This window comes from Nocardiopsis endophytica, assembly GCF_027706725.1.
Taxonomy (GTDB): domain Bacteria; phylum Actinomycetota; class Actinomycetes; order Streptosporangiales; family Streptosporangiaceae; genus Nocardiopsis_A; species Nocardiopsis_A endophytica.
Genome location: NZ_JAQFWQ010000110.1, coordinates 1 through 23,127 on the forward strand (window position 1 = coordinate 1; position 23,127 = coordinate 23,127).

The 23,127-nt window shown below is 75.2% G+C and carries 18 protein-coding genes; 7 read left to right on the top strand and 11 right to left on the bottom strand.

Annotated elements, in window-relative coordinates:
- Positions 1-154 precede the first annotated feature (154 nt).
- Positions 155-1,531 (bottom strand): HAMP domain-containing sensor histidine kinase, encoded by a 1,377-nt coding sequence (locus tag O4J56_RS26515; protein ID WP_270689547.1) that lies wholly within the window; start codon positions 1,529-1,531, stop codon positions 155-157.
- Positions 1,524-2,198, bottom strand: a complete 675-nt coding sequence (locus O4J56_RS26520) for a response regulator transcription factor (protein WP_270689572.1) — start codon at positions 2,196-2,198, stop codon at positions 1,524-1,526. Before O4J56_RS26520 ends, O4J56_RS26515 begins: the two co-directional genes overlap by 8 nt.
- A gap of 487 nt (positions 2,199-2,685) precedes the next feature.
- On the opposite strand from O4J56_RS26520, the gene O4J56_RS26525 reads away from it, so the two are divergent.
- Together O4J56_RS26525 and O4J56_RS26530 are read left to right on the top strand one after the other, a co-directional pair.
- Positions 2,686-3,441 (top strand): class I SAM-dependent methyltransferase, encoded by a 756-nt coding sequence (locus O4J56_RS26525; RefSeq protein WP_270689549.1) that lies wholly within the window; start codon positions 2,686-2,688, stop codon positions 3,439-3,441.
- A gap of 3 nt (positions 3,442-3,444) precedes the next feature.
- Positions 3,445-4,419, top strand: coding sequence for an LLM class flavin-dependent oxidoreductase (locus tag O4J56_RS26530; protein ID WP_270689550.1), 975 nt, complete (start codon positions 3,445-3,447; stop codon positions 4,417-4,419).
- A 79-nt stretch (positions 4,420-4,498) separates the two neighbouring features.
- Here O4J56_RS26530 and O4J56_RS26535 read toward each other — a convergent pair whose 3' ends face one another.
- Genes O4J56_RS26535 through O4J56_RS26545 form a run of 3 tightly spaced genes read right to left on the bottom strand, consistent with a single transcriptional unit; the run spans position 4,499 to position 9,098 of the window.
- Entirely contained in the window at positions 4,499-5,263 is a 765-nt protein-coding gene (locus tag O4J56_RS26535) for an N-acetyltransferase (protein ID WP_270689552.1), read from the bottom strand.
- Positions 5,260-6,018, bottom strand: coding sequence for a leucyl/phenylalanyl-tRNA--protein transferase (locus O4J56_RS26540; protein WP_270689553.1), 759 nt, complete (start codon positions 6,016-6,018; stop codon positions 5,260-5,262). The genes O4J56_RS26535 and O4J56_RS26540 overlap by 4 nt, the downstream gene beginning before the upstream one ends.
- The gene (locus tag O4J56_RS26545; protein ID WP_270689554.1) at positions 6,018-9,098 is read right to left on the bottom strand and encodes an amino acid adenylation domain-containing protein; all 3,081 of its coding nucleotides are present in this window, start codon (positions 9,096-9,098) and stop codon (positions 6,018-6,020) included. The genes O4J56_RS26540 and O4J56_RS26545 overlap by 1 nt, the downstream gene beginning before the upstream one ends.
- A 516-nt stretch (positions 9,099-9,614) precedes the next feature.
- Between O4J56_RS26545 and O4J56_RS26550 the strand changes: the two genes are divergently transcribed.
- Complete coding sequence (locus tag O4J56_RS26550) at positions 9,615-12,332, top strand: AAA family ATPase (RefSeq protein WP_270689556.1); 2,718 nt, start codon at positions 9,615-9,617, stop codon at positions 12,330-12,332.
- 40 nt (positions 12,333-12,372) lie between these two features.
- Here O4J56_RS26550 and O4J56_RS26555 read toward each other — a convergent pair whose 3' ends face one another.
- Together O4J56_RS26555 and O4J56_RS26560 are read right to left on the bottom strand one after the other, a co-directional pair.
- On the bottom strand, positions 12,373-13,332 hold the full coding sequence (locus tag O4J56_RS26555; protein ID WP_270689558.1) for a sugar kinase: 960 nt from the start codon (positions 13,330-13,332) through the stop codon (positions 12,373-12,375).
- Between the two features lie 219 nt (positions 13,333-13,551).
- Positions 13,552-13,947, bottom strand: a complete 396-nt coding sequence (locus O4J56_RS26560) for a C40 family peptidase (protein ID WP_270689559.1) — start codon at positions 13,945-13,947, stop codon at positions 13,552-13,554.
- A 386-nt stretch (positions 13,948-14,333) separates the two neighbouring features.
- On the opposite strand from O4J56_RS26560, the gene O4J56_RS26565 reads away from it, so the two are divergent.
- Entirely contained in the window at positions 14,334-14,819 is a 486-nt protein-coding gene (locus tag O4J56_RS26565; RefSeq protein ID WP_270689560.1) for a YybH family protein, read from the top strand.
- Here O4J56_RS26565 and O4J56_RS26570 read toward each other — a convergent pair.
- Positions 14,793-15,416 carry a TetR/AcrR family transcriptional regulator gene (locus O4J56_RS26570; RefSeq protein ID WP_270689561.1) on the bottom strand — a complete coding sequence of 208 codons (624 nt, stop codon included), beginning with the start codon at positions 15,414-15,416 and terminating at the stop codon, positions 14,793-14,795. The genes O4J56_RS26565 and O4J56_RS26570 overlap by 27 nt on opposite strands.
- Before the next feature lie 238 nt (positions 15,417-15,654).
- On the opposite strand from O4J56_RS26570, the gene O4J56_RS26575 reads away from it, so the two are divergent.
- Positions 15,655-17,301, top strand: coding sequence for an MDR family MFS transporter (locus tag O4J56_RS26575; protein WP_270689562.1), 1,647 nt, complete (start codon positions 15,655-15,657; stop codon positions 17,299-17,301).
- Positions 17,302-17,318: 17 nt separating this feature from the next.
- On the opposite strand, the gene O4J56_RS26580 is transcribed toward O4J56_RS26575, so the two are convergent.
- Together O4J56_RS26580 and O4J56_RS26585 are read right to left on the bottom strand one after the other, a co-directional pair.
- Positions 17,319-17,768, bottom strand: coding sequence for a GNAT family N-acetyltransferase (locus O4J56_RS26580; protein WP_270689565.1), 450 nt, complete (start codon positions 17,766-17,768; stop codon positions 17,319-17,321).
- A 127-nt stretch (positions 17,769-17,895) separates the two neighbouring features.
- Positions 17,896-19,263, bottom strand: a complete 1,368-nt coding sequence (locus O4J56_RS26585; protein WP_270689566.1) for an ATP synthase F0 subunit B — start codon at positions 19,261-19,263, stop codon at positions 17,896-17,898.
- A gap of 340 nt (positions 19,264-19,603) precedes the next feature.
- On the opposite strand from O4J56_RS26585, the gene O4J56_RS26590 reads away from it, so the two are divergent.
- Both O4J56_RS26590 and O4J56_RS26595 read left to right on the top strand, forming a co-directional pair.
- Positions 19,604-20,140 carry a gamma carbonic anhydrase family protein gene (locus tag O4J56_RS26590; RefSeq protein ID WP_270689567.1) on the top strand — a complete coding sequence of 179 codons (537 nt, stop codon included), beginning with the start codon at positions 19,604-19,606 and terminating at the stop codon, positions 20,138-20,140.
- A 197-nt stretch (positions 20,141-20,337) separates the two neighbouring features.
- Positions 20,338-20,568, top strand: a complete 231-nt coding sequence (locus tag O4J56_RS26595; protein ID WP_270689568.1) for a hypothetical protein — start codon at positions 20,338-20,340, stop codon at positions 20,566-20,568.
- On the opposite strand, the gene O4J56_RS26600 is transcribed toward O4J56_RS26595, so the two are convergent.
- Positions 20,565-22,763: a (Fe-S)-binding protein gene (locus O4J56_RS26600; protein WP_270689570.1), complete on the bottom strand. Its 2,199-nt coding sequence runs from the start codon at positions 22,761-22,763 to the stop codon at positions 20,565-20,567. The two genes, O4J56_RS26595 and O4J56_RS26600, sit on opposite strands and share 4 nt — an antisense overlap.
- Between the last annotated feature and the right edge of the window lie 364 nt (positions 22,764-23,127).

A 23,127-nucleotide genomic window follows, 5' to 3' on the forward strand; every position in this document is an offset into this window, starting at 1 on the left:
GTGGGCCCGCCAAGCAGCAGCGACCATGCACCCACGGACGGTGGGGATAGAACCCCAACCCCAACCGCCTGAACGCCGACCAAGGAAAACCGGCCACTCTCCCCAGCACGCACCACCGCCTACTCCGGTGACCACCCGCGCCCCGGCGCCCGGGTCATGGGGATGGGGCTTCGGCGGGGGTCGCCTTTGGGAAGGTCAGCCGCATCAGGGTTCCCCCGCCTTCCGGGCGTTCGGCCGTCGCCTTCGCCCCTGATGCCTCCGCGACCTGGGCGACGATCGCCAGGCCCAGACCCGATCCCGGGAGGGACCGCGCCGACGGGGCCCGGTAGAAGCGGTCGAAAACGTACGGCAGGTCCTCTTCCGGGATGCCCGGTCCGTGGTCGCGGACGGTCAGTTCGGCGCCGCCGGTGCCGGTGCGCCCGAGGCGCACCTCGACCGGCCGCCCCTCCGGGGCGAACTTCGCCGCGTTGTCGAGCAGGTTCCCCACCGCGCGGGTGATGCGGTCGGGCACCGCCTCCACCAGGACCGGTTCGAGGTCGGTGCCGAACCGCGCCCGCGGCCGGTCCCGCCGCTGGGCCCGCACGCAGTGCCGCACGACCTCGTCCAGCCTCACCGGCTCCGGCGCGCGGTCCTCGCGCTCCCCCCGGGCCAGCTCGATCAGGTCGTTCACCAGGCCCGTCATCTCCACCGACTGGGCCCGCAGCGTCCGCACCACCTGGTCGCGCCGGTCCGGCGGCAGGTCGCGGGCCAGCAGGTCGATGTTGGTGCGCAGCCCGGTCAGCGGCGTCCGCAGCTCATGCGATGCGTCCGCGACCAGCCGGCGCTGGGCCGCCGCCGACGCCTCCAGCTCGGCGAGCATCTGGTTGAAGCTGCCCGCCAGCCGGGCCAGCTCGTCGCCGCCCTCCAGGTCGATGCGGTGCCGCGGGTCGCGGGTGGCGGCGATGGTCTCCGCCGTGCGGGTCAGCCGTTCCACCGGGCGCAGCCCCGTGCGCGCCACCGCGTACCCGAGCGCCGCCGCCAGCGCGACGCCGGCCGCGCCCGCCGCCGCCAGCCGCACCCCCGTCTCGCGCACCGACTCGCGCACCCCGTCGGCGCGCACCGACACCTGCACCGCGCGCCCGTCCCCCAGCGGCGCCACGTACCCGCGGACGGGGATGTCCCCGATCCCCGACTCGGTGAAGAACGGCCCCGCCTCCCCGCGCGCCACGGCGAACGCCCGCTGCGGCACCCACGGGGTGTCGTCGGCCTGCGGCGGGTCGACCGTGCCGTCGGGGCCGATGAGCTGCACGCAGCTCGGCGCGGTCAGGTAGACGCACTCCCCCGAGCCCAGCCACTCGGCGTCCCCCAACTGGCGCTCCACCCGCACGGCCTCGCGTTTGAGGCTCAGGTCGAGCGACTCGGTGAGCTGGTGGCGGACGATCACGAAGGCGACCGCGGTCCCGGCGACGACGGCGGCCGCCACCGCGGCGGCGGTCACGGCCGCCAGCCGCACCCGCAGCGGCCAGCGCCCCCAGAAGCCGCGCTCAGCCACCGGAGCGGTCCTCCAGCACGTACCCCGCGCCGCGCACCGTGTGCACCAGCCGGGGCTCGCCCTCCGCCTCCAGTTTCCTGCGCAGGTAGCCGATGTACACGTCGAGCGAGTTCGACGCGGGCCCGAAGTCGTACCCCCACACCCGGTCGGCGATCACCGGGCGCGGCACCACCCGGCCGGCGTTCTGCAGCAGCACATCCAGCAGGGCGAACTCGGTGCGGGTGAGCTCGATCGGCCGCTCCCCGCGCCAGACCCTGCCGCCTCCGGGCTCGGCCGTCAGGTCGCCGTAGGACAGCGGCCGCCCGGCGTCGGGGTGGGCCCGGCGCAGCAGCGCCCGCAGCCGCGCCAGCAGCTCGTCCAGGTCGAAGGGTTTGACCAGGTAGTCGTCGGCGCCCGCGTCCAGCCCCTCGACCCGGTCGCTGACCGCGTCGCGGGCGGTGAGCACCAGCACCGGGGTGCGGTCGCCGCGGTCGCGCAGCCGAGCGCACATGGTGATGCCGTCCATGAACGGCATGAGCAGGTCCAGCACGATCGCGTCCGGGGGCCAGGCGCGCACCGCCTCCAGCCCGGTGGCGCCGTCGGTGGCGCGCCGCACCTCGTAGCCCTCGATCTCCAGCGCTCCGGCGACGGCGTCGCGCACGGCGGGCTCGTCCTCGACCACCAGCACCCGCGCCCCGCCGGGGCCTGCTCCTCGACTCACCCCACCGAAGCTACTCGGCCGCGACCTGCCAGGACACGCACCGCCGGGTTTTCTCAGAGATCTCTTAAGACCCTCGCGGACAGGCGGGCGGTGCGCGCTGGTGTTGTTCTCGGGGAAGTCGGGCTTATCGTGTCCGTTTTAACCCCGAGTTCCCCGAGATCAACGCGGAGCACACCCGCCTGTCCGCGCGCCTTCTCAAGGGTGGTGAGGGGGCGTTCTCATGTACTTCTTAACTCCAGGGGCCAGACTCCCTCCCGGACCGTTTTCCGGTGCGGGGTGTCCGCGGGGGTGGCCCCCGCGCCGGGATCCGGTCGAGGGGCGCCGCCCCCTACCCCACCCCCTGTCCTCCCCCTACCGGTGGGCCGCCGTTGACGAGGGCGCCCCGCCCCTGCGAGCGTCGCCGCCGAAGCGCCGCGGACCGCCACGGGCCGCGGCCGGAGTCGGAGGAGCGGCGATGCCCGACCAGATGTCACCGGCCGACCAGTTCTCGGCCCTCGCCCCGGAGTACGACCGCACGCAGGAGCTTCCGTTCGTGCGGTACCTGGAGACGCCGGGCGTGCTCCCGGCGGTCGGGGACGTCACCGGGTGCTCCGTGCTCGACGTGGGATGCGGCAGCGGACTCTACACACGCCTGCTCAAGCGGTCGGGCGCCCGCCGCGTCGTGGGCCTGGACCGGTCGGCGGGGATGGTCGACCACGCCCGCGCGGTGGAGCGCGACGCGCCGCTCGGGGTGGAGTACGTCCTGCGCGACGCCGCCGATACCGCCGGTCTGGGCCCCTTCGACCTGGTGTTCGGCGCCTACGTGCTGCCCTACGCCCGCACCTTCGACCAGCTGCGCGCCATGTGCGCCGGCCTGGCGGACGCCCTCGTCCCGGGCGGGCGGCTGGTCACCCTCGTCGCCAACGAGGACTTCAGCGACGAGCCCGGCTGGTACGCGCCCTACGGTCTGGGCCTGCGCAGCCGGGACGGGCGCGGCGACGGCGCTCCGCTGGTGCTGACGGTCGCCGACGGCGACGAGTCGTTCAGCGTGGAGGCCTACCACTGGCGCGAGGAGACCTACGCCCGCGCGCTCCGCGAGGCCGGGTTCTCGGCTCCCGAGTGGAGCGACCTGCGCCCCTCCGAGGAGGGGCTGCGCCTCTTCGGCGAGGACCACTGGCGGGCCTACCTCACCCGCCCGCACGCCCGCATCGTCTCCTGCACGAAGGTCTGAGCAATGCGGCTGAGCGTGGTGCTGCCGGGAACCGGACCGCTCCGGGACGAGCTCGCCCTGGCCGAGGCGGCCGAGGAGGCGGGGCTGGACGGGGTCTGGTGCGCCGAGCACGTCGGGCTGTCCGACGCGGTCGCCCCCGCCGCCGCGGTGCTCTCCCGCACGGCCTCGGTGGAGGTGGGCCTGGTCGGCCTCACCCCGCAGGCCCGGCACCCGGGGGTGACCGCCATGGAGGCGTCCTCACTGGCCGAGCTCGCGCCGGGCCGGGTCCGCCTGGCGGTGGGCACCGGGGTGCCCGAGCTGATGGCCCGGATCGGCGCGGACCTGCCGCGCCCCCGCTCGGCGGCCCGCGACCTCCTGCGCGACCTGCGCGCGTGCCTGGCCGGGGAGCGCGTGCACGGCGGGCACGCCGGACCCGGCGGATGGTCCTTCGACGGCTATCGGACGGCACGGGCGGCGCGCGCCTCCCGCGCCGACACGCCCCCTCCGCCCGTCGACCTGTGCGCGGTCCGCCCGCGCATGGTGGAGCTGGCCGCCACCGACGCGGACGGGCTGTCCCTGAGCGCCGGGGCGTCCCGCGAATACCTGCGCACGACCTTCGAGGCGGCCACCGGCCACCTGGAGCGGGCCGGCCGCGACCGTGCGGGCTTCCGCGTCTGGGCGGTGGCCGCGGTGTCCGTCGGCCCGGACCGGCGGGCGGCCGCCGAACACCTGGCACCGGTGCTGGCGGACCTGCTGCCGCCCCCGGTCGCCGGGGTGCTCGCCGCGGACGCGCTCGCCCCCGGCCGCGACGCCCCGGGGCCGGAGGCCGCCGGACGGCTGGCCTTCTGCGGGTCCTACGCCGACATCCCCCGCCTGGTGGAGGAGTACCGCGCCACCGGCATCGACGAGCTGGCCCTGTGCTGGCTCGACGGCCCGGACGGCGCCACCCCGCAGGAGCGCGCGCGGGTGCTCGCCGAGACCCGCGCCGCCGTGGGGTGAGGGACGCGTCCGCCGGAATGGTGTGGTCTCCGACTGACCAGGTCGGCCCGGCGGCGGGGCCCAACTGGGCCCCGCCCCCTCACAGCCGGTGGTGCACCCACACGTTGGGCTCGACGTAGACGGCCTGGTCCGCCGCCGTGTCGGCGACGACCGGCACCAGGCCGCCGGGCACCTCCACCGGGCCGTCGGCGTCGAACGGCAGCCCGGTCCACTCCCGCCACTGGGCGAGGCCTCCCCCGATGGTCATCGACGCCGGGCACACCCCCGCGATCCGCGCCCCCAGCCGCACGTGCAGCCGGAGCCAGGGGTCCTCGGGCAGCCCGTCGCCGCGCACCCGTGCCGCGTAGTCCGCGAGGCCGACGCCGGATCCGGGCTCCTTGCCGGTGGGCCGCACCGGCGCGGCCATGTCGCGGTGCCCCAGGTCCCGCATCCGTCCCCGCACCGCGTCGATCATGCGCGCCGCGACCCCGCGCCCGCGCATCCCGTCGACGACGGCCGCCTCCAGGAGGCACACCGCCGGGGACGCGGCCCCGTCCCCGGCGAACGCGGCCCCGGCCGCCAGGGCGAGCGCCCCGTCCCAGCCGTTGGCGGGAAGGGACCCCGGGTCGCCGTCCCACGGGAACGGCACCGCCTCGGCCCGGGCCACGACCCGGCCGTCGCCGTCGATCAGCACCGTCTGGTACTCGGGGTGGCGCTCGAAGATCCACCCGGCCATGGCCAGCATCGGCGAGCGCAGTACGAACTCCGTCCACGCGGTGGGCATCCCCACCGCCTCGCCGATCAGGTCCGGGCGCTCCGCGAGGGAGACGGCGCGCAGGTCCACCGCCGTGTGCGTCCTGCTCATCCGGCCAGCCTCCGTGCCTCGCGCTCGTCCGCGGGCAGCGGACCGGTGTCCTGCGCCCGCTCCTCCAGGAGTTCCAGGTAGTCGGCGCGGGGGAGGGTGCGGGCGCCGATCAGCCCGCCCAGCGCCGCCTCCTGCTGCATGTCGACGGCGAAGCCGCCCGCCTCCGCGAAGCGCGCCGCCAGGTCGAACAGGGCGACCTTGGACGCCCCGGGGCGGCGGTGGAACATCGAGTCGGCGGTGAACACCCCGCCCACCCGGGACCCGAAGACGCCGCCGACGAGCTCGCCGCCCTCCCAGACCTCCACGCTGTGCGCGCGGCCCTCCCGGTGCAGCCGCTCCAGGGACGCGGCCAGGCCGTCGGTGAGCCAGCGGGGCTCGCGCCCGGCCGCGCACTCCCCGACCACCCGCGTGAAGCACGCGTCGGCCGTCGTCGTCCAGGCCAGCTTGTTGCGCAGGGCCTGGCGCATGCTCCGGCTCACCCGGATCGCGCCGGCCTCGACGATCGCCCGCGGATCCGGCGAGCACCACGCCACCGCGTAGGGGTCGCCCTCGCCGAGCAGCCGCACCTCGCCCGCCTCCACCCGGTCGGCGAAGAAGGCCTCGTTGAACAGGGCCTGCTCCTCGGTCGGGGCGGGAAAGGGGTACAGGCCCGCGCGCTGGGCGTCGGCGATGCTCTGCGGGCTGATGTCGGCGCAGAACGCCACGGGCCCCCCGGCCGGGGCGCCGGACAGGTCGATCTCCTTCCAGCGGGACATCACGCACCCCCGAGGAAGCCGATGGAGGTGAGGTGGGCGATGTAGGAGTCGAGCATCGGCCCGTCCACCGGTGGGACGGCGATCCCCGACCCCTGGAGCGCCTTCTCCACGTTGTTCCTGGTGAACACTGGGAAGGTCGTCTCCAGGTACATCTCCGCCACGCTCATCTCCCCCGTCGCGCACCGGTCCACGAACAGGGGGACGAACGGCGCCATCGGGTGGCCGGGGTGATCGACCGCCAACCCGACCAGCTCCTCGATCCACTCCTCCCACGGCACCTCGTCGACCCGGTGCCCGTGGGCGCGCAGCCGCTCGGCGAGCAGGGAGATGTTCGCCTTCCCGGGATTGGTGAGGTGGTAGACCTCGCCGCGCGGCGGGACGGTGCGGGCGATGTGCGCCAGCGCCGCCGCGTAGCGGTCGGCCGGCGTGGAGTCCAGGGGCAGCTCGGCGACCGGGCTCTTGCCGGTGTCCACGATGAACCTCTTGACGGCGCACATCTCCGTCGCCGTGTTCCAGGCGCCCGAGACGGTGTCGCCGGAGATGTCCGCGGCCCGGAAGACCGCCACGGGCAGCCCCGCCCGCGCCGCGTGCTGCAGCATGCGCTCGGCGACCCACTTGCTCTCCACGTAGCCGACCGACAGGTGGTCGGGGTGGGCGAGCGGCGTCTCCTCGGTGACGTGCCGCACCCCGGCGGTGCCGTACCCGGACACGACCGCCATGGTGGACACGTAGAAGACGGGGATGTTGCGGTGGCGCGCGGCCAGGCGCACGATCTCCCGGGTGCCCTCGACGTTGGCGGCGCGCAGCCGCGAGTAGGGGTAGACGAAGTTGACCTCGCCGCCCGGGTGGTGGACCGCGTCGACGGTCCGCGCCAGCCGGTCGAAGTCCTCTTCGGACAGCCCCAGCCGGGGCTCGGCCAGGTCGCCGGGGAGGGGGACGATGCGCTCGGCCACCCCCGGGGCCGCCAGGTCGTCGGGGAAGTAGGCGCGCGCGTTGGCCCGGATGCGCTCCAGCGCGTGCTCCTCGCCGTCGGCGCGCACCAGGCAGTGCACCCGGGCGCCGGTGGTGTTCAGCAGTTCGCGGAGCAGGTGGGCGCCGAGGAACCCGGTGGCCCCCGTGAGCAGGACCTCCCGCGGGTCGTCGCGGCGCGGGGCCGGCCCCTCCGGGTCGGTCCGGATCTCCACGCCGGGTTCGGCCTCGGCCTCGAACTCCTCCTCGGTGAGCCGCGGCCCGCCGTCGAGCGTCCCGGCGCGCGCCCGGCGCACGGCGTCGGCGAACGCGCGGAGCGTCGGCTCCTGCAGGAGCACGCGGATGAGCGGGCGCACCTGGGTGATGGGCACCGAGAACGCGGCGCGGACCTTGGCCGTGAGCTCGGAGGCGAGGATCGAGTCGCCGCCCAGCGCGAAGAAGTCGGAGTCCGGCCCGACCTCGTCCACGCCCAGCACCTGGCTCCAGAGCCGGGCCATGCCGCGCTCGAACCCCCCGGCGCCGTCCCCCGCCGCCAGGGCCGTGCCGGCTCCGGGCTCCGCCCCGGGCTCCGCCTCGGGCAGGCGCGCCCTGTCGATCTTGCCGCTGGCGTGCAGCGGCAGGGCGTCCAGGCGGACGAACACCTCCGGCACCATGTGCGCGGGCAGGGTGCGGCCGAGTTCCGCCCGGAGCGCCGGCTCGGCCTCCTCGGCGCCGGGCGCCCCGGGCGCGGGCGTGTAATAGGCGGCCAGGACGGTGCGGCCGCCGCGTTCGACCGTCCGCACCGCGCCGGCCTCCACCGGGGCGCAGGCGCCCAGCGCGGCCTCGACCTCGCCGGGCTCCACGCGGAAGCCCCGGATCTTGACCTGCCGGTCGGCGCGGCCGGTGATCTCCAGGTCCCCGTCGGCGTTGACGCGCCCCAGGTCACCGGTGCGGTACAGGCGGGCCGCCGAACCGGGGGCGGCGTCCGGGTCGCGGACGAAGCGCTCCGCGGTCTGCTCGGGGCGCCCGGCGTAGCCGCGCGCGACCCCGGCGCCGCCGATGCAGACCTCGCCGGTCTCCCCCCGGGGCACCGGGCGCAGGTCCGGGCCGAGCACCCGCACCTCGGTGCCGGGCAGCGCCCGGCCGACCGGGGCCGCCGCCCCGGGCCGCAGGTCGGCCCCGGTGATGGTCTTCACGCAGGTGGTGATGGTCGTCTCGGTCAGCCCGTAGGCGTTGACCAGGCGCACCCCGGGCAGCAGCCGCAGCGAGCGCATGCAGTCGTCGGCCGGGACCGCCTCCCCGCCGACGATGGACAGGCGCAGCGACGGGGGCGCCGGGACGCCCGCCTCCAGCGCATCGAGCACGCGCCGCCAGTACACGGGGGTCAGGTCCATGACGGTCGCGCCGTGCGCGGCCAGCCGCACGGGCATCTCGCTGGGGGCCCACACAGTGTCGGGAAGGATCAGGGCCGCCCCGCTCACCAGGGCGACCGCCATCTGCTCGATGGAGGTGTCGAAGGAGAGCGCGCCGAACTGCAGCACCCGGTCGTCGGGGCCGATCCCGTAGGCGTGGGCCGCGACGGCGCCCAGGTGGGCCAGGGACCGGTGCTCGACCTGGACGGCCTTGGGCTCCCCGGTCGACCCGGAGGTGGAGACCAGGTAGGCGAGGTCGTCCGGCCCCGGGGGCCGCAGGGCCTGCGGGGTGGAGGGCGCGTCGCCCGTGGCGGGGACCCGGGGGAGGGCCCACACCCCCTCCGGCGGGGCCGCGGGGCCGGTGACGACGGCCGCGCACCCGGCCTCCCGGGCGAGCAGTTCCACCCGTGCGCCCGGGGTGTCGTACTCCACCGGGAGGTACACCGCGCCCGCCTTGAGGATGCCGAGGAAGGCGGCCACGCTCTCCACGCCGCGCTCCAGGAGGGACATCACCACCGCGCCCCGCCCGGCGCCGATCCCTGCCAGCCGCGCGGCCAGCCGGTCGGACTCCTCGTCGAGCTCCCGGTAGGTCACCTGCCGGTCCCCGCGGATCAGGGCGATCGCGCCGGGCCGCTCCCGGGCCCGGCGGCGGAACGCCTCGGGGACCGTCTCGCGGTCCTGGGACGCCTCTCGCCCAGGGGGTATATCGTCGCTGTTCACGTCCGCCTCCTGGATCCTCGGACCCGCCGGTCGCGGGCCGCACCACCGGATGCCATGCAACGGCCGCGGACCGCTCTTCGGGGACCCCTACCGCTCCCCTATCCGGCGGCAGGCCTGTGGGCCCCGCCCCCTACCGCCGCGCGCCCCGACCGCGACCGTGGCCTCATCCGGCCACTTGCGCGGAGGGGGCGCCGCCGCACGGCGACCGCCCGTCCTGGGCTTTCTCCCCGAACGGCGTTCGGGCGGCGGGAGGCCGACGGCTCCGGCCGCGCGGACCTCGGGGGCCGGGGACGCACAGGGGGCATGGTCGTGGGCCCGGGGGCGGCCGGGAGATCACCTCCCTCGGGGCGGGGCAAGCCTGCGCGGGGTCGAGGATCAGGTGGACCCCCGAGGCGGGCGCGCGGCTCTGGGGCGGGCGCGCACTCAGGGTTAGCATTCGGCACGGACGGAGAGCGGCACCGTCCGCATCCGTGACCGACCGACACCGCGCGCCGCCGCATCGGAGGGTGCAGACCGATGGAGCCGGAGTCGACCGAACGCGCGCGCGAACTGGAGGAGCTCATCGGCCTCCTCCAGGAGTGCGAGCGCGGGGCCGGGCGGATCGCCATGGTGATGGGGCCGCCCGGTTTCGGCAAGACCCGACTGCTGAACGCCTTCGCCGCGAGGGTCGCCGGCGCGGGCGTGCCGCTGGTGACGGTGTCCTGCACACGCGCCGACCGCGCGGTGGACCTGGGCGCGGTGCGCCAGATCGCCCACGGGCTCGGCCGCGACCGGGACGCGCCCTGCCTCCTCGGCCCCGAAGCGGCCCACCTGACCTGGGAGGCACTGGCGGCGCGCGCCGCCGACCGCGGCGCGCTGGTGGTCGTGATCGACGACGCGCAGCACGCCGATCCCCGGTCGCTGGAGGTGATCGACCACATCGCGCACCGGCTGCGCGGCAGCCGGATCCTGCTGGTGCCCGCGGTCGGCGAGTCCCCGGGCGGCGGCCGCGTCCTGGCGGACCTGGAGCACCACCCGCTGTGCCGCAGGCTCCGGCTCGCCCCGATCACGGTCGACGAGGCGGCGCGGATCGGTGCACGGGTGCTGGGCGCGCCGATCGGGGCGGCCGACGCCGAGCGCGTGCACCGGACCGGAGGCGGCAGCCCGCTGCTCACCCAGTCACTGCTGGAGGACATGCGGGACGCCGGCGCCCCGGGGGCGGCACCGCGCACCTACGCCGCCTCGGTGGCGGTGCTGTTGCACCGGCTCGGCGATGGCCCGGTGCGCGCCGCACGCGCCTCCGCGGCGCTGGGCCGCGCCTCGGGACCGGCCGCGGTGGCGGAGCTGCTCGGCGTCGACGTCCCCGCCGCCGACCGCACGCTGGGCCTGCTGGACCGGGCGGGCCTGACGGAGGAGGGCGTGCTGCGCCACCCGGCGGCGCGCGACGCCGTGCGCGAGGGGATGGACCCGCGGGAGCGGTGCGTGCTGGACACCCGGGCCGCGCACCTGCTGCACCGTGTCGGCGCGCCCGCGGCGGACGTGGCCGAGGTCCTGCTGTCCGGCGCCGACACGGGCGCCGACTGGGTCCCCGGCCTGCTCCGGGAGGCGGCCGACCACGCGCTGGCCGCCGGCGACCCGAGGCGGGCCGCCCGGTACCTGCGCACCGCGGCCGACCTGGACGGGGACGTCGGAACCCTGCTGGCCCTGGCCCGTGCCGAATGGAGGTCCAGCCCGGCCGCCGCGGCGGCGGTGCCGCCGCCCCGCCCGCTCCGGGGCCGGACGCTGCCGCCCGAGGACCTGGGGTGGCTCGTGGAACTGGCGCTCTGGCACGGGGACCGGGCGCGGGCGGACGAGGCCCACCGGGCGCTGGAGAAGGCGGCGCGCGGGGGCGCGGAGGCCGCCCGCGTGCTGGGCGCCGTGCGGCTGTGGACGGCGGCCACCCACCCGGATGCCGCGCTGAACGGCGATGGCGACGGCGACGGCACGTGCGGCGCGGTCGCCGCGCTCGCCGGGCTCCTGCGCTCGGGGGAGGTCGCCGGGGGCGCCGACCGCACGGCCCGCCTGCTGCGCTCCGAGCCGCTCGACACCGCGTCCGCCGCCGAGGTCGAGGCGGCCGTGACCGCGCTGGTCCACGCCGAGCGGGAGGAGGAGGCGGAGGAGCTGGCCCGGGGGCTGCAGGAGCGGGCGGAGCGGCGGGGGTCGGCGACGTGGACATCGGTCCTGGGGGCGCTGCGGGCCCGGGCCGCCTGCCGCCGGGGCGACCTCCCGGAGGCGGTCCGGTTCGCCCAGGAGAGCCTGGAGCGGGTGCCGCCGCGCGGTCTGGGCGTGTTCGCGGCGGTCCCGCTCGCCGCGCTCGTGGCGGCCCACACGGGGCGCGGCCAGCTGGAGGAGGCCGAGCGCTGCCTGTACCACCCGCTCGCCCCGACGGCCCTGCGGACCCGGTACGGGCTGGACTACCTGGCCGCGCGGGGCGCCTTCGGGCTGGCGGCCGGGCGGCCCCGGGCGGCGCTGGAGGACTTCCGGGCCTGCGGGGAGCGGATGCGGGCCTGGCGGATGGACACGCCCGCGCTGCTGCCCTGGCGGACCGGGGCCGCCGAGGCGCTGGCGGCGCTGGGCGACCGGGAGGGCGCCCGGGCGCTCATCGAGGAGCAGCGCGCCCTGCCCGCCCCCCGCTCCGCGCGGGTGCGCGCCGGAGAGCTGGCGGTGCTCGCCGAGACCCGGGAGGTGCACCTGCGGCCGCCCCTCCTACGGGAGGCGGTGGACCTGCTCCGGGACGACGGGGCCGCACTGGACCAGAGCCGCGCGCTGGCGCGGCTCGCCCTGGCACTGTCGGCCCTCGGGGAGTCCGACCGCGCCCGGGCCTTCGCCGAGCAGGCCGACCGCCTCGCCGAGCGCTGCGGGGCCGTGCCGGTGCGCCGTTCCGTGGCGGACGTGCTGCGGGGACCGGAGACGCCGGGGGTGTCAGGGGAGGTCCCCGACGCCGACGGCCTGAGCCCGACCGAGCGCCGGGTGGCCGCCCTCGCGGCGCTGGGGTACACCAACCGCGAGATCTCCCGCAAGGCGCATGTCACGGTGAGCACGGTGGAACAGCACCTCACCCGGGCCTACCGCAAGCTCGGCGTCCGCGGCCGGGCGGAGCTGTCCCCCGCGCTGACCACGGTGCGGCCCGCGCCGCACCACGCGGCCGGGACCGCCGAGCGGGCGCCCTCCCCGTTGTTGATCTCGGGAGAATCGACGCTAAAACCGCGCTTTTAGGGGCGTTTTTCCCGAGATCAACGGGAACTCCGGACAGGGCCTAGAGGACCGCCGAGCGCCATGCCTCCTCGTCGGCCGCCAGGAGGCGGTCGCGGACCGCGCGCGGCGGCGGGGGCGCGGTGTCGCCGGGCGCCTTCAGGCACGCCGCCGCCATCAGGTGGCCGAGCCGCAGCCGGTCCCGCACCGGCAGGCCCCTGAGCAGCCCGGACAGGAACCCCGCCGCGAAGGCGTCCCCCGCCCCCACCGGTTCGACGATCGCGGTCTTCAGCGCCGGCACGCGCGCCGCCCCCTCCTCCGAGAAGCACACCGCGTCCGCCTCGGCGTCCTTGACCACCAGCAGCGGCACCCCGGGCAGCAGGCCGCGCACCTCCTCGGCCCCGCGCGCGCCCCACAGGCGGGCCGCCTCGTCGGCGCCGACGAACACCGCGTCCGCCCGCGCCGCCAGCCGGAGCAGGTGCGGCGCCGCGCGCTCCGCGCTCCACAGCGCGGGCCGGTGGTTGACGTCGAAGGAGACCAGCGGCCCGCCGCGGGGCCGGTCCGGGGCCAGCAGCCGGTCCGCGAGCGCCGCGCACCCCGCCGACAGGGCCGGGGTGATGCCGGAGACGTGCACCAGGCGCGCCCCGTCCGGCAGCCGGGTGTGCGGCCCCATGGCCGACGCGGCCGACCCGGCCCGGTAGTAGTGCACCCGGCTCCCGGCCGGGTCGGGGTCCTTGAGGTACACCCCGGTGGGCCGGTCGGGGTCGATCTCCACGGCGGAGGTGTCCACCCCCCGCGCCCGCAGCTCGGCGGCGACCACCCGACCGAACGGGTCGTCGCCCCGCCGTCCGGCCCAGGCGGCGCGGTGGCCGAGCGCGGCCAGTCCGGTGGCGGTGTTGGCCTCGGCGCCGCCCGCGCCGACCGCGAGGTCTCCCCCGCGGTCGGCGGGCGCGCCGTCGGCCGGGGCCAGCACGGCCATGGTCTCCCCGACGCACACGGCCTCGGGACCGCCCGTCCGCCCCACCCGCGCCCCTTCCGCCTGTCTGACCTGCGCACGCGTGACTCCGCGATGCGGAATGCCCACCCTAGCGGCGGGGCGGAGCCGCTTTCCACGGCTCGGGGCGAGGGCGCCGCGCTGCACAACGCGGAAGGGCGGATCCTACCGGCCCGGGCCGCTCCGGCCCCGCTGGGCCGGCTCGACTGGGCGGGCTCCACTGGGCGGGCTCCACTGGGCGGGTTCCGCTCAGCCGACTCTGCGGATTCCGGCGATGTTGTCGGCGTAGTGGCCGGCCAGCCGCACGACCTGGACGGTCTTTCCGGAGCTGGGCGCGTGCACCATGCGCCCGTCGCCCAGGTGGATGCCCACGTGCGAGGGGCCGGAGTAGAAGAAGACCAGGTCGCCGCGGGCGGCGTTCGCGCGGGACACCGGCGTGCCCTGGCGGTACTGGTCGTAGGTGGTGCGGGGGAGGGAGCGCCCCGCCTTTCCGTAGGCCCACTTCACGAGCCCGGAGCAGTCGAAGGAGTCCGGTCCGCCTCCGCCGTACCGGTACGGCTTGCCGACCTGGTCGAGCGCGTGCTCGACGGCGTTTCGGGCGACCGTGGAGGCGGGGGCCGCGGGGGCCGCGACCGCCTCGGCCACGCCGAGGGCGAGCAGCGCGGATAAGAGGACCGCCGCCCGGGCGAGCCGACTCGGCCGCCGACCGGCACTTCGGTGGGTGATTATTTCGTAACTCAGAGTAGTTGTGCTGGGCATGGGTTCCCCCCGTCGTTCCGCGCCCCGTCGGGGCGGGTCCGGTTCCCGGCCCGCCCCCGAGGGCACGGGCCGCACGGTTCCCCACCGAAGCACACGGCGCCCCTGGTTACGGAGCACTCTTAATTCACCGGCGTGTCGTCCTGAACTCCTGGCCATGATCGCGCAATGCGGATTCGACCCGGCGGCGGCCACGGCAAAGCGCCCCCCCCCCGCCCGCCACGGAACCTCCACCCCTTGACCTCAAGTGCGCTTGAGGTTCCAGAGTGGGCGCCATGGACGAGAAGCAGCGGCAGGAGATCCGCGACCTGATCGCCGAGCTGACCCGCCTGTGGGTCGCGCACGACATGGACGCCTGGGGCGCCTGCTTCACGGAGGACGCGGACTTCGTCACCCATCGCGGCCTGTGGTGGCGCACCCGCCGGGAGAACGTCGAAGGCCACAAGGACGTCCCCGCCTCCGTCATCGCGCAGAAGTCCGCCTACACGCAGGAGATCGTGAGCATCCAGGCGATCACCCCGGACACCGCCCTCGTCCACACCGTGTGGACGTGGCCCGGCCACCGCCTGCCCGGCGGCCGCCCGCCCGAGGACCGGAGCGGCCTGATCACCCTCGTCCTGGTCCGCCGCGGCGGCTCATGGCTGATCCGCGCCGCGCACAACACGCGCACGAACGGGACGGACGACTCCGCACCGCAGCGGCGGGGGACCGCCCCGGCCTCCGCGGGACGCCCCCTACCCCCCGCCTTCCCCGCCCCCTGAGCGCACCCGCCCGGGCGCCGCGTCGGAGAGGCAGGCGCCGATGACCGCCGTCAGGTGGTCCACCAGCCGGTCCGGCTCCAGCTCGTTCAGCGAGGCCGCGCCCTCGATGCGCCGCACCAGGCCGACCCCCAGGATCACCGACGCCACCAGCGACGCGCGCGCCCGCGCCTCCGGACCGCCGATCACCTCCGCCAGCGGGCCGATCACCGCGTTCTTCAGCCGCTCCTCGTGCACCGACTTCAGGTCCGGGTCCCCGGCCGAGTGCTCCAGCGCCCGCGCCAGCGGGGTCCCCCCGGCCAGGGTGCGGTGCACGACGTGCTCGGCGAGCCGCCGCGGCAGCCCCTCCCGGTCGCCCTCGACGATGCCGGGGAAGGCCGCCTCCTCGGCGATCACCTCGGCCAGCAGGCCGCGCTTGGCGCCGAAGTAGCGGTTGATCAGCGCGACGTTCACGCCCGCGTGCGCGGCGATGCGGCGCGAGGAGACCTTCGCGTAGCCCTCGCTGGTGAACAGTTCGCGCGCGCTGTCCAGGATGCGCTGGCGCGTCGCCTCCCGGTCGCGCGCCCGCCCGGCGCACCCGCCGTCCTCCGGCCGCTCCATCGGTGTCGTGCTCCCCGTCGTGCCTCGGGTCCGTGGCTCTCATCGTCGCACGTCGCCCCGGTCCCCCCGGACGCCCGGCTTGACAAGTCAACACTGTTTACTTATACCGGAGGGGAGAATCGGACCTCCCCTCACCCGCACCAGGACCGCCGCAGGGCGGTCCCTGAGGCGTGCCCGCGCACGCCGCGCGCGGCGGCGGGGTGGGCCCGGCACGGACGAGCGTCGAGGGGGAGAACGCGTGGCGGAGCGGGCGATCACCGACCGGTCGGACCAGGGGGCACAGGGGCGCCCGGACCCGGCCGCGGCGGGGGACGGCGGCGACGGGCGGGACGGCCCACCCGGCCCCCGCTACACCCGGCGGCAGGTGGTCGAGATCCTCGCGGGCCTGATGCTCGCGATGCTGACCTCGATGCTCACCACCTCCATCGTGGGCACCGCGCTGCCCACGATCGTCGGCGAGCTGGGCGGCCAGGACAAGCTCTCCTGGGTGGCCAGCGCCACCCTGCTCACCATGACCGCCTCCACCCCGCTGTGGGGCAAGCTCTCCGACATCTGGGGCCGCAAGCTGCTGTTCCAGACGGCGCTGGTGATCTTCATCGGCTCCTCGGTCGCCGCCGGGTTCGCCCAGGACATGTCCTGGCTCATCGGCGCCCGCTTCGTGCAGGGCATCGGCGCCGGCGGCCTGGCCACCCTGCCGCAGGTCATCCTCGGCGACGTGGTCGAGCCCCGCGAGCGCGGACGCTACGCCGGGTTCCTCGGCGCGGTCTTCGGCGTCTCCACCGTCGCCGGGCCGCTGCTCGGCGGGTTCCTGGTGGACAGCCCGCTCGGCTGGCGCTGGTGCTTCTTCATCACCGTCCCGGTGGCCGCGGCCGCCTTCATCACCATCCAGCGGCTGCTGCGGCTGCCCAAGCGCCCGCACGGCGGCGCCCCCGTCGACTGGAGGGGCGCCTCGTGCATCGTCGGCGCCGCCGGGCTGGCCATGCTGGTGCTGAGCCTGGGCGGCAAGGAGTTCGACTGGAACTCCGCCCCCACCTACCTGATGTCGGCCGGGGCGCTGGTCCTCGCCGGGCTCGCCGTGGCCGCCGAGCGCCGCGCCGCCGACCCGATCCTGCCGCCGCGCCTGTTCGCCGACCGCACGTTCCTGTTCTCGGCCGCCGCCTCGATGTGCGTGGGCATGGCGATGTTCGGGGTGATGATCTACTTCCCGCAGTACCTGCAGATCGTCAAGGGGATGAGCCCCACCGCCTCGGGCCTGATGACGCTGCCCATGGTGCTGGGCCTGCTCACCGCCTCGGTCTCGTCCGGGTTCCTGGTCAGCCGCACCGGGCGGTGGAAGCGGTACCCGGTCGCCGGGATGGTGCTCATCCTGGCGGGCTTCGGCGTGCTCTCGACCCTGGAGACCGGCTCATCGCTGGTCCTGGTCGGCGCCGGCGTCGCGCTGATCGGGCTGGGCCTGGGCCTGTCCATGCAGATCCTCATCCTCGCCGTGCAGAACGCGCTGCCCCGCTCCGACATGGCCGCGGCGACCTCGGCGGTGTCGTTCTTCCGCAACCTGGGCGGCGCGTTCGGGGTCGCGGTCTTCGGCGCGGTGATGACCGAGCGGCTCCACTCCGAGCTGGAGGCCATGGCCCGGTCCGCCGCGAAGGCCGCGGCCGCGAGCGAGGCCCAGGGGCTCCCCGCGCCCGAGATGCCGCACCTGTCGGAGAAGGCACTGGGGTCGCCGGACGCCATCCACGCGCTGCCCGCCGTTGTTCAGGACGGGGTCATCGAGGCCTTCAACACCGCCATGCACCAGGTGTTCATCCTGGGCATGCCGATCGCGGCCGTCGGGTTCGTCCTGGTGCTGTTCCTGCGGCAGGCCCCGCTGCGCTCCGGGACCCGGTAGCCCCGGCCAAGGGGCGGCTACAGGTGGCGGCGGAAGCCCTGGGCCGAGTCGTCGAAGCCGAGGGCGCGGTAGAAGCCCTGCGCCCCCTGGCGCCCCTCGTGGGAGAGCAGCTCCACCTTGTAGCAGCCCGCGCGGGAGGCCCGGTCCAAGGCGTCCTCCATCAGGGCGCGGCCCACCCCCGAGCGCCGGCACGCGGGGTCGACCACGACGTTGTCGACGATCGCCCACGGCTGGGCGTCGTGGGTCAGGCCCGCGACGACCATCAGGTCGAGCGTGCCGATGATCTGCCCGCGGCGCTCGGCCACCAGCACCGAGCGGTCGGGGTCGCCCTCCATCCGGGTCCAGGCGCGCACGGCGGCCGAGGACATGCGGACGGTGCCCCCCTGCGCGGGCCGCCCGTCGCCGAGTTCGCGCAGGAGCCGCAGGATGGCGCCCAGGTCCGACCGAATGGCCGTGCGGATCATCATGGCTCAGGCATGGTAGCCGACCGGGGGCGACACATCCGACGTCACCCCGCATACCGGGACGAACGAGGCCGGGGCCGGGGCGTGCGCCCGGCCCCGGCCCGACATGTTCCAACCCGGGCGATGCGCCCTAAGGCTTGATGATGCGGACCCCCTCGCCCTGCTCGGCGTCCTGCTGCGGCTTCTGCGGAGCCGCGGCCGGGCGCTGGTGCACGGCGGTGGCGCCGGGGTCGGCCTGGCCGGGCTGCCCCTGCGGCTGCTGGTTCTGCTGGTTCGGCCGGGCCTGCTGCGGACCGGTGCCCGGCTGGGCCTGCTGGGCGGGCTGGGCGGGCTGCTGGGCCGCCGCGGCCTCCGGCGGGGCCGGCACGTTGTAGCGGGCGCCCTGCGGGGACGCCTGCGGCGCCGCAGGGCGCTGCTGGCCCTGCGCGGCCTGCCGGTTCTGCGGCTGCTGCTGCCCCTGGGGACGGGCGGCCTGTTGCGCCGTCACGGGGTCGATCTTGACGGTGGCCTCATCGGGGGCCTGCTGGTTCTGCGGGCCCTGGTGGTTCTGCCGGCCCTGCTGCTGCCCCTGCTGCCCCTGCTGCGGACCGGTGCCCTGCTGCTGGGCCGCCCCCTGCTGGGGGCCGGTCTGCGGCGCGGCCGCGGGCGCGGCCTTCTCCTCCGGCGCGGCGGCCTGCTCCGGCTTCGCCTCGGGCTTGGCGGGCTGCGCCTTGGCGGCTTCGGGCTTGGCCGCCTGGGCCGGCGCCCCGGCCTTGGCCTGCGGCTCGGCCTTCGCCTTGGCCGCACCGCCCTGCTCGGCCGCGCCGCCCTTGGCCTTCGGCTCGGCCTCGGCCTCCTCCGGGGCGTCCGGCTCCAGCGGGCCCGCGTTCTTCTCGGCCTGCAGCAGCTCGGCGAGGGTCTGGTGCATGTCGCCGAGGCGGCGCACCGCCTCGCCGTGGGTGGCGGTCAGGGTGGCCAGGCGGCGGTCGGCGGTGTCGTTGATCCTCTTGGCCCGGGCCTCGGCGTCGCCGACCTTGCGCTCGGCGTCCTTCTCGGCCTGGGAGCGGATCTGCTCGGCCTCCTGCTTGGCGGTGGCGACCAGGTCGTTGGCCTCGGACCGGGCGCTGGAGAGCACCCGCTCGGCGTGCTCGTCGGCGTCCTTGCGGGCCTTGGCCGCGTCCTCCTCGGCCTTGGAGCGGATGCCGGCGACCTCCTCGTCGATCTGCGCCCGCTTCTCCTTGGCCTCCTCCTCGGCTATCCGCAGGATGGTGGCCATGCGCTCGCTGATCTGCTCGTGCTCGGGCTTGACCGCGGCCCTCTCCTTGGCCTCGGCCAGCTCCCGGCGGAGCTGCTCCAGCTCGTCGTGGGCCCGGGCCAGCCGCTCCTGCAGATCCCGGATGTGGTTGTGGTTGCGCACCACGAAGTCGTCGACCTGGCGCTTGTCGTAGCCCTTGCGGGCGCTCGGGAACGCCTCCTCGCGCAGGAGGTTCGACACGATGTCTGAGTTCTGCTCGTTCATGTCCTAATCAACCGGGTTGGCGGCATGTCGGGGAAGGGGTGACCCGCCCCCTGTGCCCATCTTGCCCATAACGCCCTGATCACGCATCAGCGACATTCAAATCTCACACAACGGAGCGTCACCGCAAGACGGGGGCAGGGTGCGGGTCGTATGCGAAGCGTGGCCTTGCGAACACCAAGAGGCGACCACGGTAGCCGCCGGTACCAGCGCGTCTCAATAGCCGGGCCCGACAGGTCTCCGTGCTCACCGCCCGCCGCGTTACTAAGGTATTCGCGATCGGCGCCGCGCGGGGCCGGAGCCCGGGATCGGCCCGAGGCGCGCGCCTGGGAGGGAGATCGCGATGGTGGAGCCGACCCGTCCGTTGGTGGGTGAGGCGCCGTTCGGCGCGCCCGCGGTGCACGAGGAGGCGTGGATCGCACCGGGCGCCGTGGTCGTGGGGCGCGTGCGCATCGGCGCGCACAGCAGCATCTGGTACGGCGCGGTGGTGCGGGCCGACACCGAGGACATCTCCATCGGCGAGCGCTGCAACGTGCAGGACCAGTGCGGCCTGCACTCCGACCCCGGCGAGCCCGCCGTCCTGGAGGACCGGGTCAGCCTCGGCCACCAGGCGATGGTGCACGGCGCGGTGGTCGAGGAGGGCGCGCTGGTCGGGATCGGCGCGCGCGTGCTCGGCGGCGCCCGGGTGGGCGCGGGGGCGCTGGTGGCCGCGGGCGCCCTGGTGCCGCCGGGTAAGACGGTGCCCCCGGGGACGCTCTGGGCGGGGGTGCCCGGCAAGGTCGTCCGCGAGCTCACCGACGAGGACCGCGCGGTGTTCGCCGAGACGCCGGAGAAGTACGCGCGCTACGCCGGGATGCACCGCGAGGTGGTCTGGCGCTAGGCCCCCTCCGTTGTTGATCTCGGGGAAATCGACGCTAAAACCGCGCCGGTAGCGTCGTTTCTCCCGAGATCATCGGGGGTCCGGCGGGGGGCATCGCCCCCGGTGACTAGGGCGTGAATGGTCCTTCCGGGTCATGCGGCGCGAGGCTACCCGGACGTAGCCTGTGGGACACTGCTGGGCCCCCGGGAGGTGCGCGCATGGAACCCCACGTCGACGCGCGCCTGCAGGACGGGGAGGCCCTGGAGGAGATCGAGCTCTACGCCGACGTCCTCATCGCCGCGGCCGGGTCCGAGCGGCCGCTCAGCACCGACGAGCTCGACCGCGTGCTGGGCGTGCGCCCGCGCGCCCAGCACCACCGGAACGAGCGCGGGGGCGGTGCCCCCGGGCGCTCCCGCCCGGTCGCACCGCCCCCGTTGGAGCGTCCCTAGCCGGCGTTCTCCTTCTCCGGCTCGGCCTGCCCGCCGGGGCCGCCGTCCCCGCCCTTGATCGAGCGCAGCAGGAGCTGGGAGACGTCGACGACCTCCAGGCTCTCCTTGGCCTCGCCCTTGGACTTCTTCTCGTTGATCGCGTCCCCGAGCATCACCTGGCAGAAGGGGCACGCGGTGGAGACGGTGTCCGGGTTCGTGGTCAGCGCCTCGTCCACCCGCTCGGTGTTGATGCGCTTGCCGAGCTTCTCCTCCATCCACATGCGCGCGCCGCCGGCGCCGCAGCAGAAGCCGCGCTCCTTGTGGCGGTGCATCTCCTGGGTCCTGATCCCCGGCACCTGGGCCATGATCTCCCGCGGCGGGGTGTAGACCTTGTTGTGCCGCCCCAGGAAGCAGGGGTCGTGGTAGGTGATGTTCTCCTCGATCGGCGCGACCGGGGTCAGGCGCCCGTCCTCGACCAGCTTGGCGAGCAGCTGGCTGTGGTGCACCACCTCGTACTCGCCGCCGAGCTGCGGGTACTCGTTGCCCAGGGTGTTGAAGCAGTGCGGGCAGCTCGCCACGATCCTCGTGGCGCCGATCCCGTTGAGCGTCTCCACGTTCTGCTGGGCGAGCATCTGGAAGACGTACTCCATGCCCAGGCGGCGGGCCGGGTCGCCGGTGCAGGCCTCCATGCCGCCGAGCACGGCGAACTTGACGCCGGCGGTGTGCAGCAGCTCGGCGATGGCCTTGGTGGTCTTCTTGGCGCGGTCCTCAAGGGCGCCGGCGCAGCCGACCCAGAACAGGTACTCGGTGCCCTCGGGCAGGGCGTCCTCGACGACCGGCACCTCGAAGTCGACCTCGGAGATCCAGTCGAGGCGCTTGTCCTCGGCCATCCCCCACGGGTTGCCCTTGTTCTCCAGGTTCTTGAGCAGGGTGTTGGCCTCGGAGGGGAAGTTCGACTCGATCATCACCTGGTAGCGGCGCATGTCGAGGATGTGGTCGATGTGCTCGATGTCGACCGGGCACTGCTCGACGCAGGCGCCGCAGTTGGTGCAGGACCACAGGACGTCGGGGTCGATGACCCCGCCCTCCTCCTCGGTGCCCACCAGCGGCTTCTCCAGCAGGGCGAGCACGTCGGTGCCGGCGTGCGCCGCGTCCTCCTTGGCCTTCTCCTCCAGAACCTCGGGGGTCAGGCCCTGCATGAGGTAGGGGGCCTTGGCGTAGGCGTGCTCCCGCAGGTCCATGACCAGCTTCTTGGGCGAGAGCGGCTTGCCGGTGTTCCAGGCGGGGCACTGCGACTGGCACCGGCCGCACTCGGTGCAGGTGGTGAAGTCGAGCAGGCCCTTCCAGGTGAAGTCCTCGACCTTGCCGACGCCGAACGGGTCCTCGTCGGGGTCGGCCTCCTCGAAGTCGAGGGGCTTCTCTCCGGTCCTGTCCATCATCGGCTTGGCCGCGCCGAGCGCGGGCGTGCCGTCGGTGTTGCGCTTGAAGTAGATGTTGACCGGCGCGGTGAACCGGTGCCAGCCCACGCCCATGGTCAGCACCAGCGCCAGCACCATGAAGAAGATCCAGGAGATGATCAGCTTGAACGCGGCGACCAGGGCCAGGCCGGGTTCGCTGGGCGGCAGGACCGCGCCCAGGGCGTGCGAGACCGGGGTGGCCCACACCGGGAACGGGAAGTCGCCCATGGCGACCTTGAAGCCGCGGATCACGAAGATGCTGACCAGCAGGGCGAAGATGTAGGCCTCGACGTAGTAGGCCTGCCAGCTGCGGGAGTTGGCGAAGCGCGAGGCGCGGCCCAGGCGCCCGGGGTTCTTGACCTGGCGGTAGATCGCCAGGCCGACGATGCCCACCAGGCTGAACGCGGCGATGACCTCGATCGCCAGGCCGTACACGGTCCAGTCGTGGATCAGCGGCAGGTGGAAGTGCGGGTCCCACACCTCGCCGTGGGCCTCGGCCACGGTGAACACCAGCAGCGGGAACGAGACCATGACGAACCAGTGCGCCACGCCGATCCAGCGCCACTTGAGCATGCGCGTGTGGCCCAGCGACTCGATGAGCGTGGTCGTCAATCGCCTCCCGATGGGCCCCTTGCGGTCCTTCTCGATCGGCCGGCCGACGCCCACGGTCCGCACCATTTGGCGGATGCCAAAGGCGAACATGGCGACCCCGACCACGGCGAAGAGGGTCGTCACGACCCCCAGAACGATGTAGAGCATCGCCCGCGGCCTCCCAATCCTGCTGTCGTGGTGCACGCCCGGCGCGCCACACACCGGGTCCCCATACATGTTACTAGCGAGTAATGGCGCCGGGGGCACCGCCCCGCCCGCACCGGCCCACCCCCGGGGGCGCGGGCCCCCGGTGGCCAATGATCCACCAAAACATCCCGGCACCGGGAACAAGCGCACCGGCCCCCGCGTTATACGGACCGGCGTCGAACTTGAGTCGGGCTGACTCAAGTGATTTGACAGTCGACGGAGGACGAAGCAAACTTTCGCCCGTAAGACTCAACTTTGACGGAGGACGTACTCATGGCACGTGCGGTCGGTATCGACCTGGGAACGACCAACTCGGTCGTCTCGG

What these genes read in the sequence shown, in the direction of transcription:
- O4J56_RS26550 (WP_270689556.1), top strand. Translation starts at nt 9,615, where the DNA reads ATGGAGCCGGAGTCGACCGAACGCGCGCGCGAACTGGAGGAGCTCATC.
- O4J56_RS26580 (WP_270689565.1), bottom strand. Translation starts at nt 17,768, where the DNA reads ATGATGATCCGCACGGCCATTCGGTCGGACCTGGGCGCCATCCTGCGG.
- O4J56_RS26530 (WP_270689550.1), top strand. Translation starts at nt 3,445, where the DNA reads ATGCGGCTGAGCGTGGTGCTGCCGGGAACCGGACCGCTCCGGGACGAG.
- O4J56_RS26565 (WP_270689560.1), top strand. Translation starts at nt 14,334, where the DNA reads ATGGACGAGAAGCAGCGGCAGGAGATCCGCGACCTGATCGCCGAGCTG.
- O4J56_RS26540 (WP_270689553.1), bottom strand. Translation starts at nt 6,018, where the DNA reads ATGTCCCGCTGGAAGGAGATCGACCTGTCCGGCGCCCCGGCCGGGGGG.
- O4J56_RS26585 (WP_270689566.1), bottom strand. Translation starts at nt 19,263, where the DNA reads ATGAACGAGCAGAACTCAGACATCGTGTCGAACCTCCTGCGCGAGGAG.
- O4J56_RS26590 (WP_270689567.1), top strand. Translation starts at nt 19,604, where the DNA reads ATGGTGGAGCCGACCCGTCCGTTGGTGGGTGAGGCGCCGTTCGGCGCG.
- O4J56_RS26595 (WP_270689568.1), top strand. Translation starts at nt 20,338, where the DNA reads ATGGAACCCCACGTCGACGCGCGCCTGCAGGACGGGGAGGCCCTGGAG.
- O4J56_RS26525 (WP_270689549.1), top strand. Translation starts at nt 2,686, where the DNA reads ATGCCCGACCAGATGTCACCGGCCGACCAGTTCTCGGCCCTCGCCCCG.
- O4J56_RS26600 (WP_270689570.1), bottom strand. Translation starts at nt 22,763, where the DNA reads ATGCTCTACATCGTTCTGGGGGTCGTGACGACCCTCTTCGCCGTGGTC.
- O4J56_RS26570 (WP_270689561.1), bottom strand. Translation starts at nt 15,416, where the DNA reads ATGGAGCGGCCGGAGGACGGCGGGTGCGCCGGGCGGGCGCGCGACCGG.
- O4J56_RS26535 (WP_270689552.1), bottom strand. Translation starts at nt 5,263, where the DNA reads ATGAGCAGGACGCACACGGCGGTGGACCTGCGCGCCGTCTCCCTCGCG.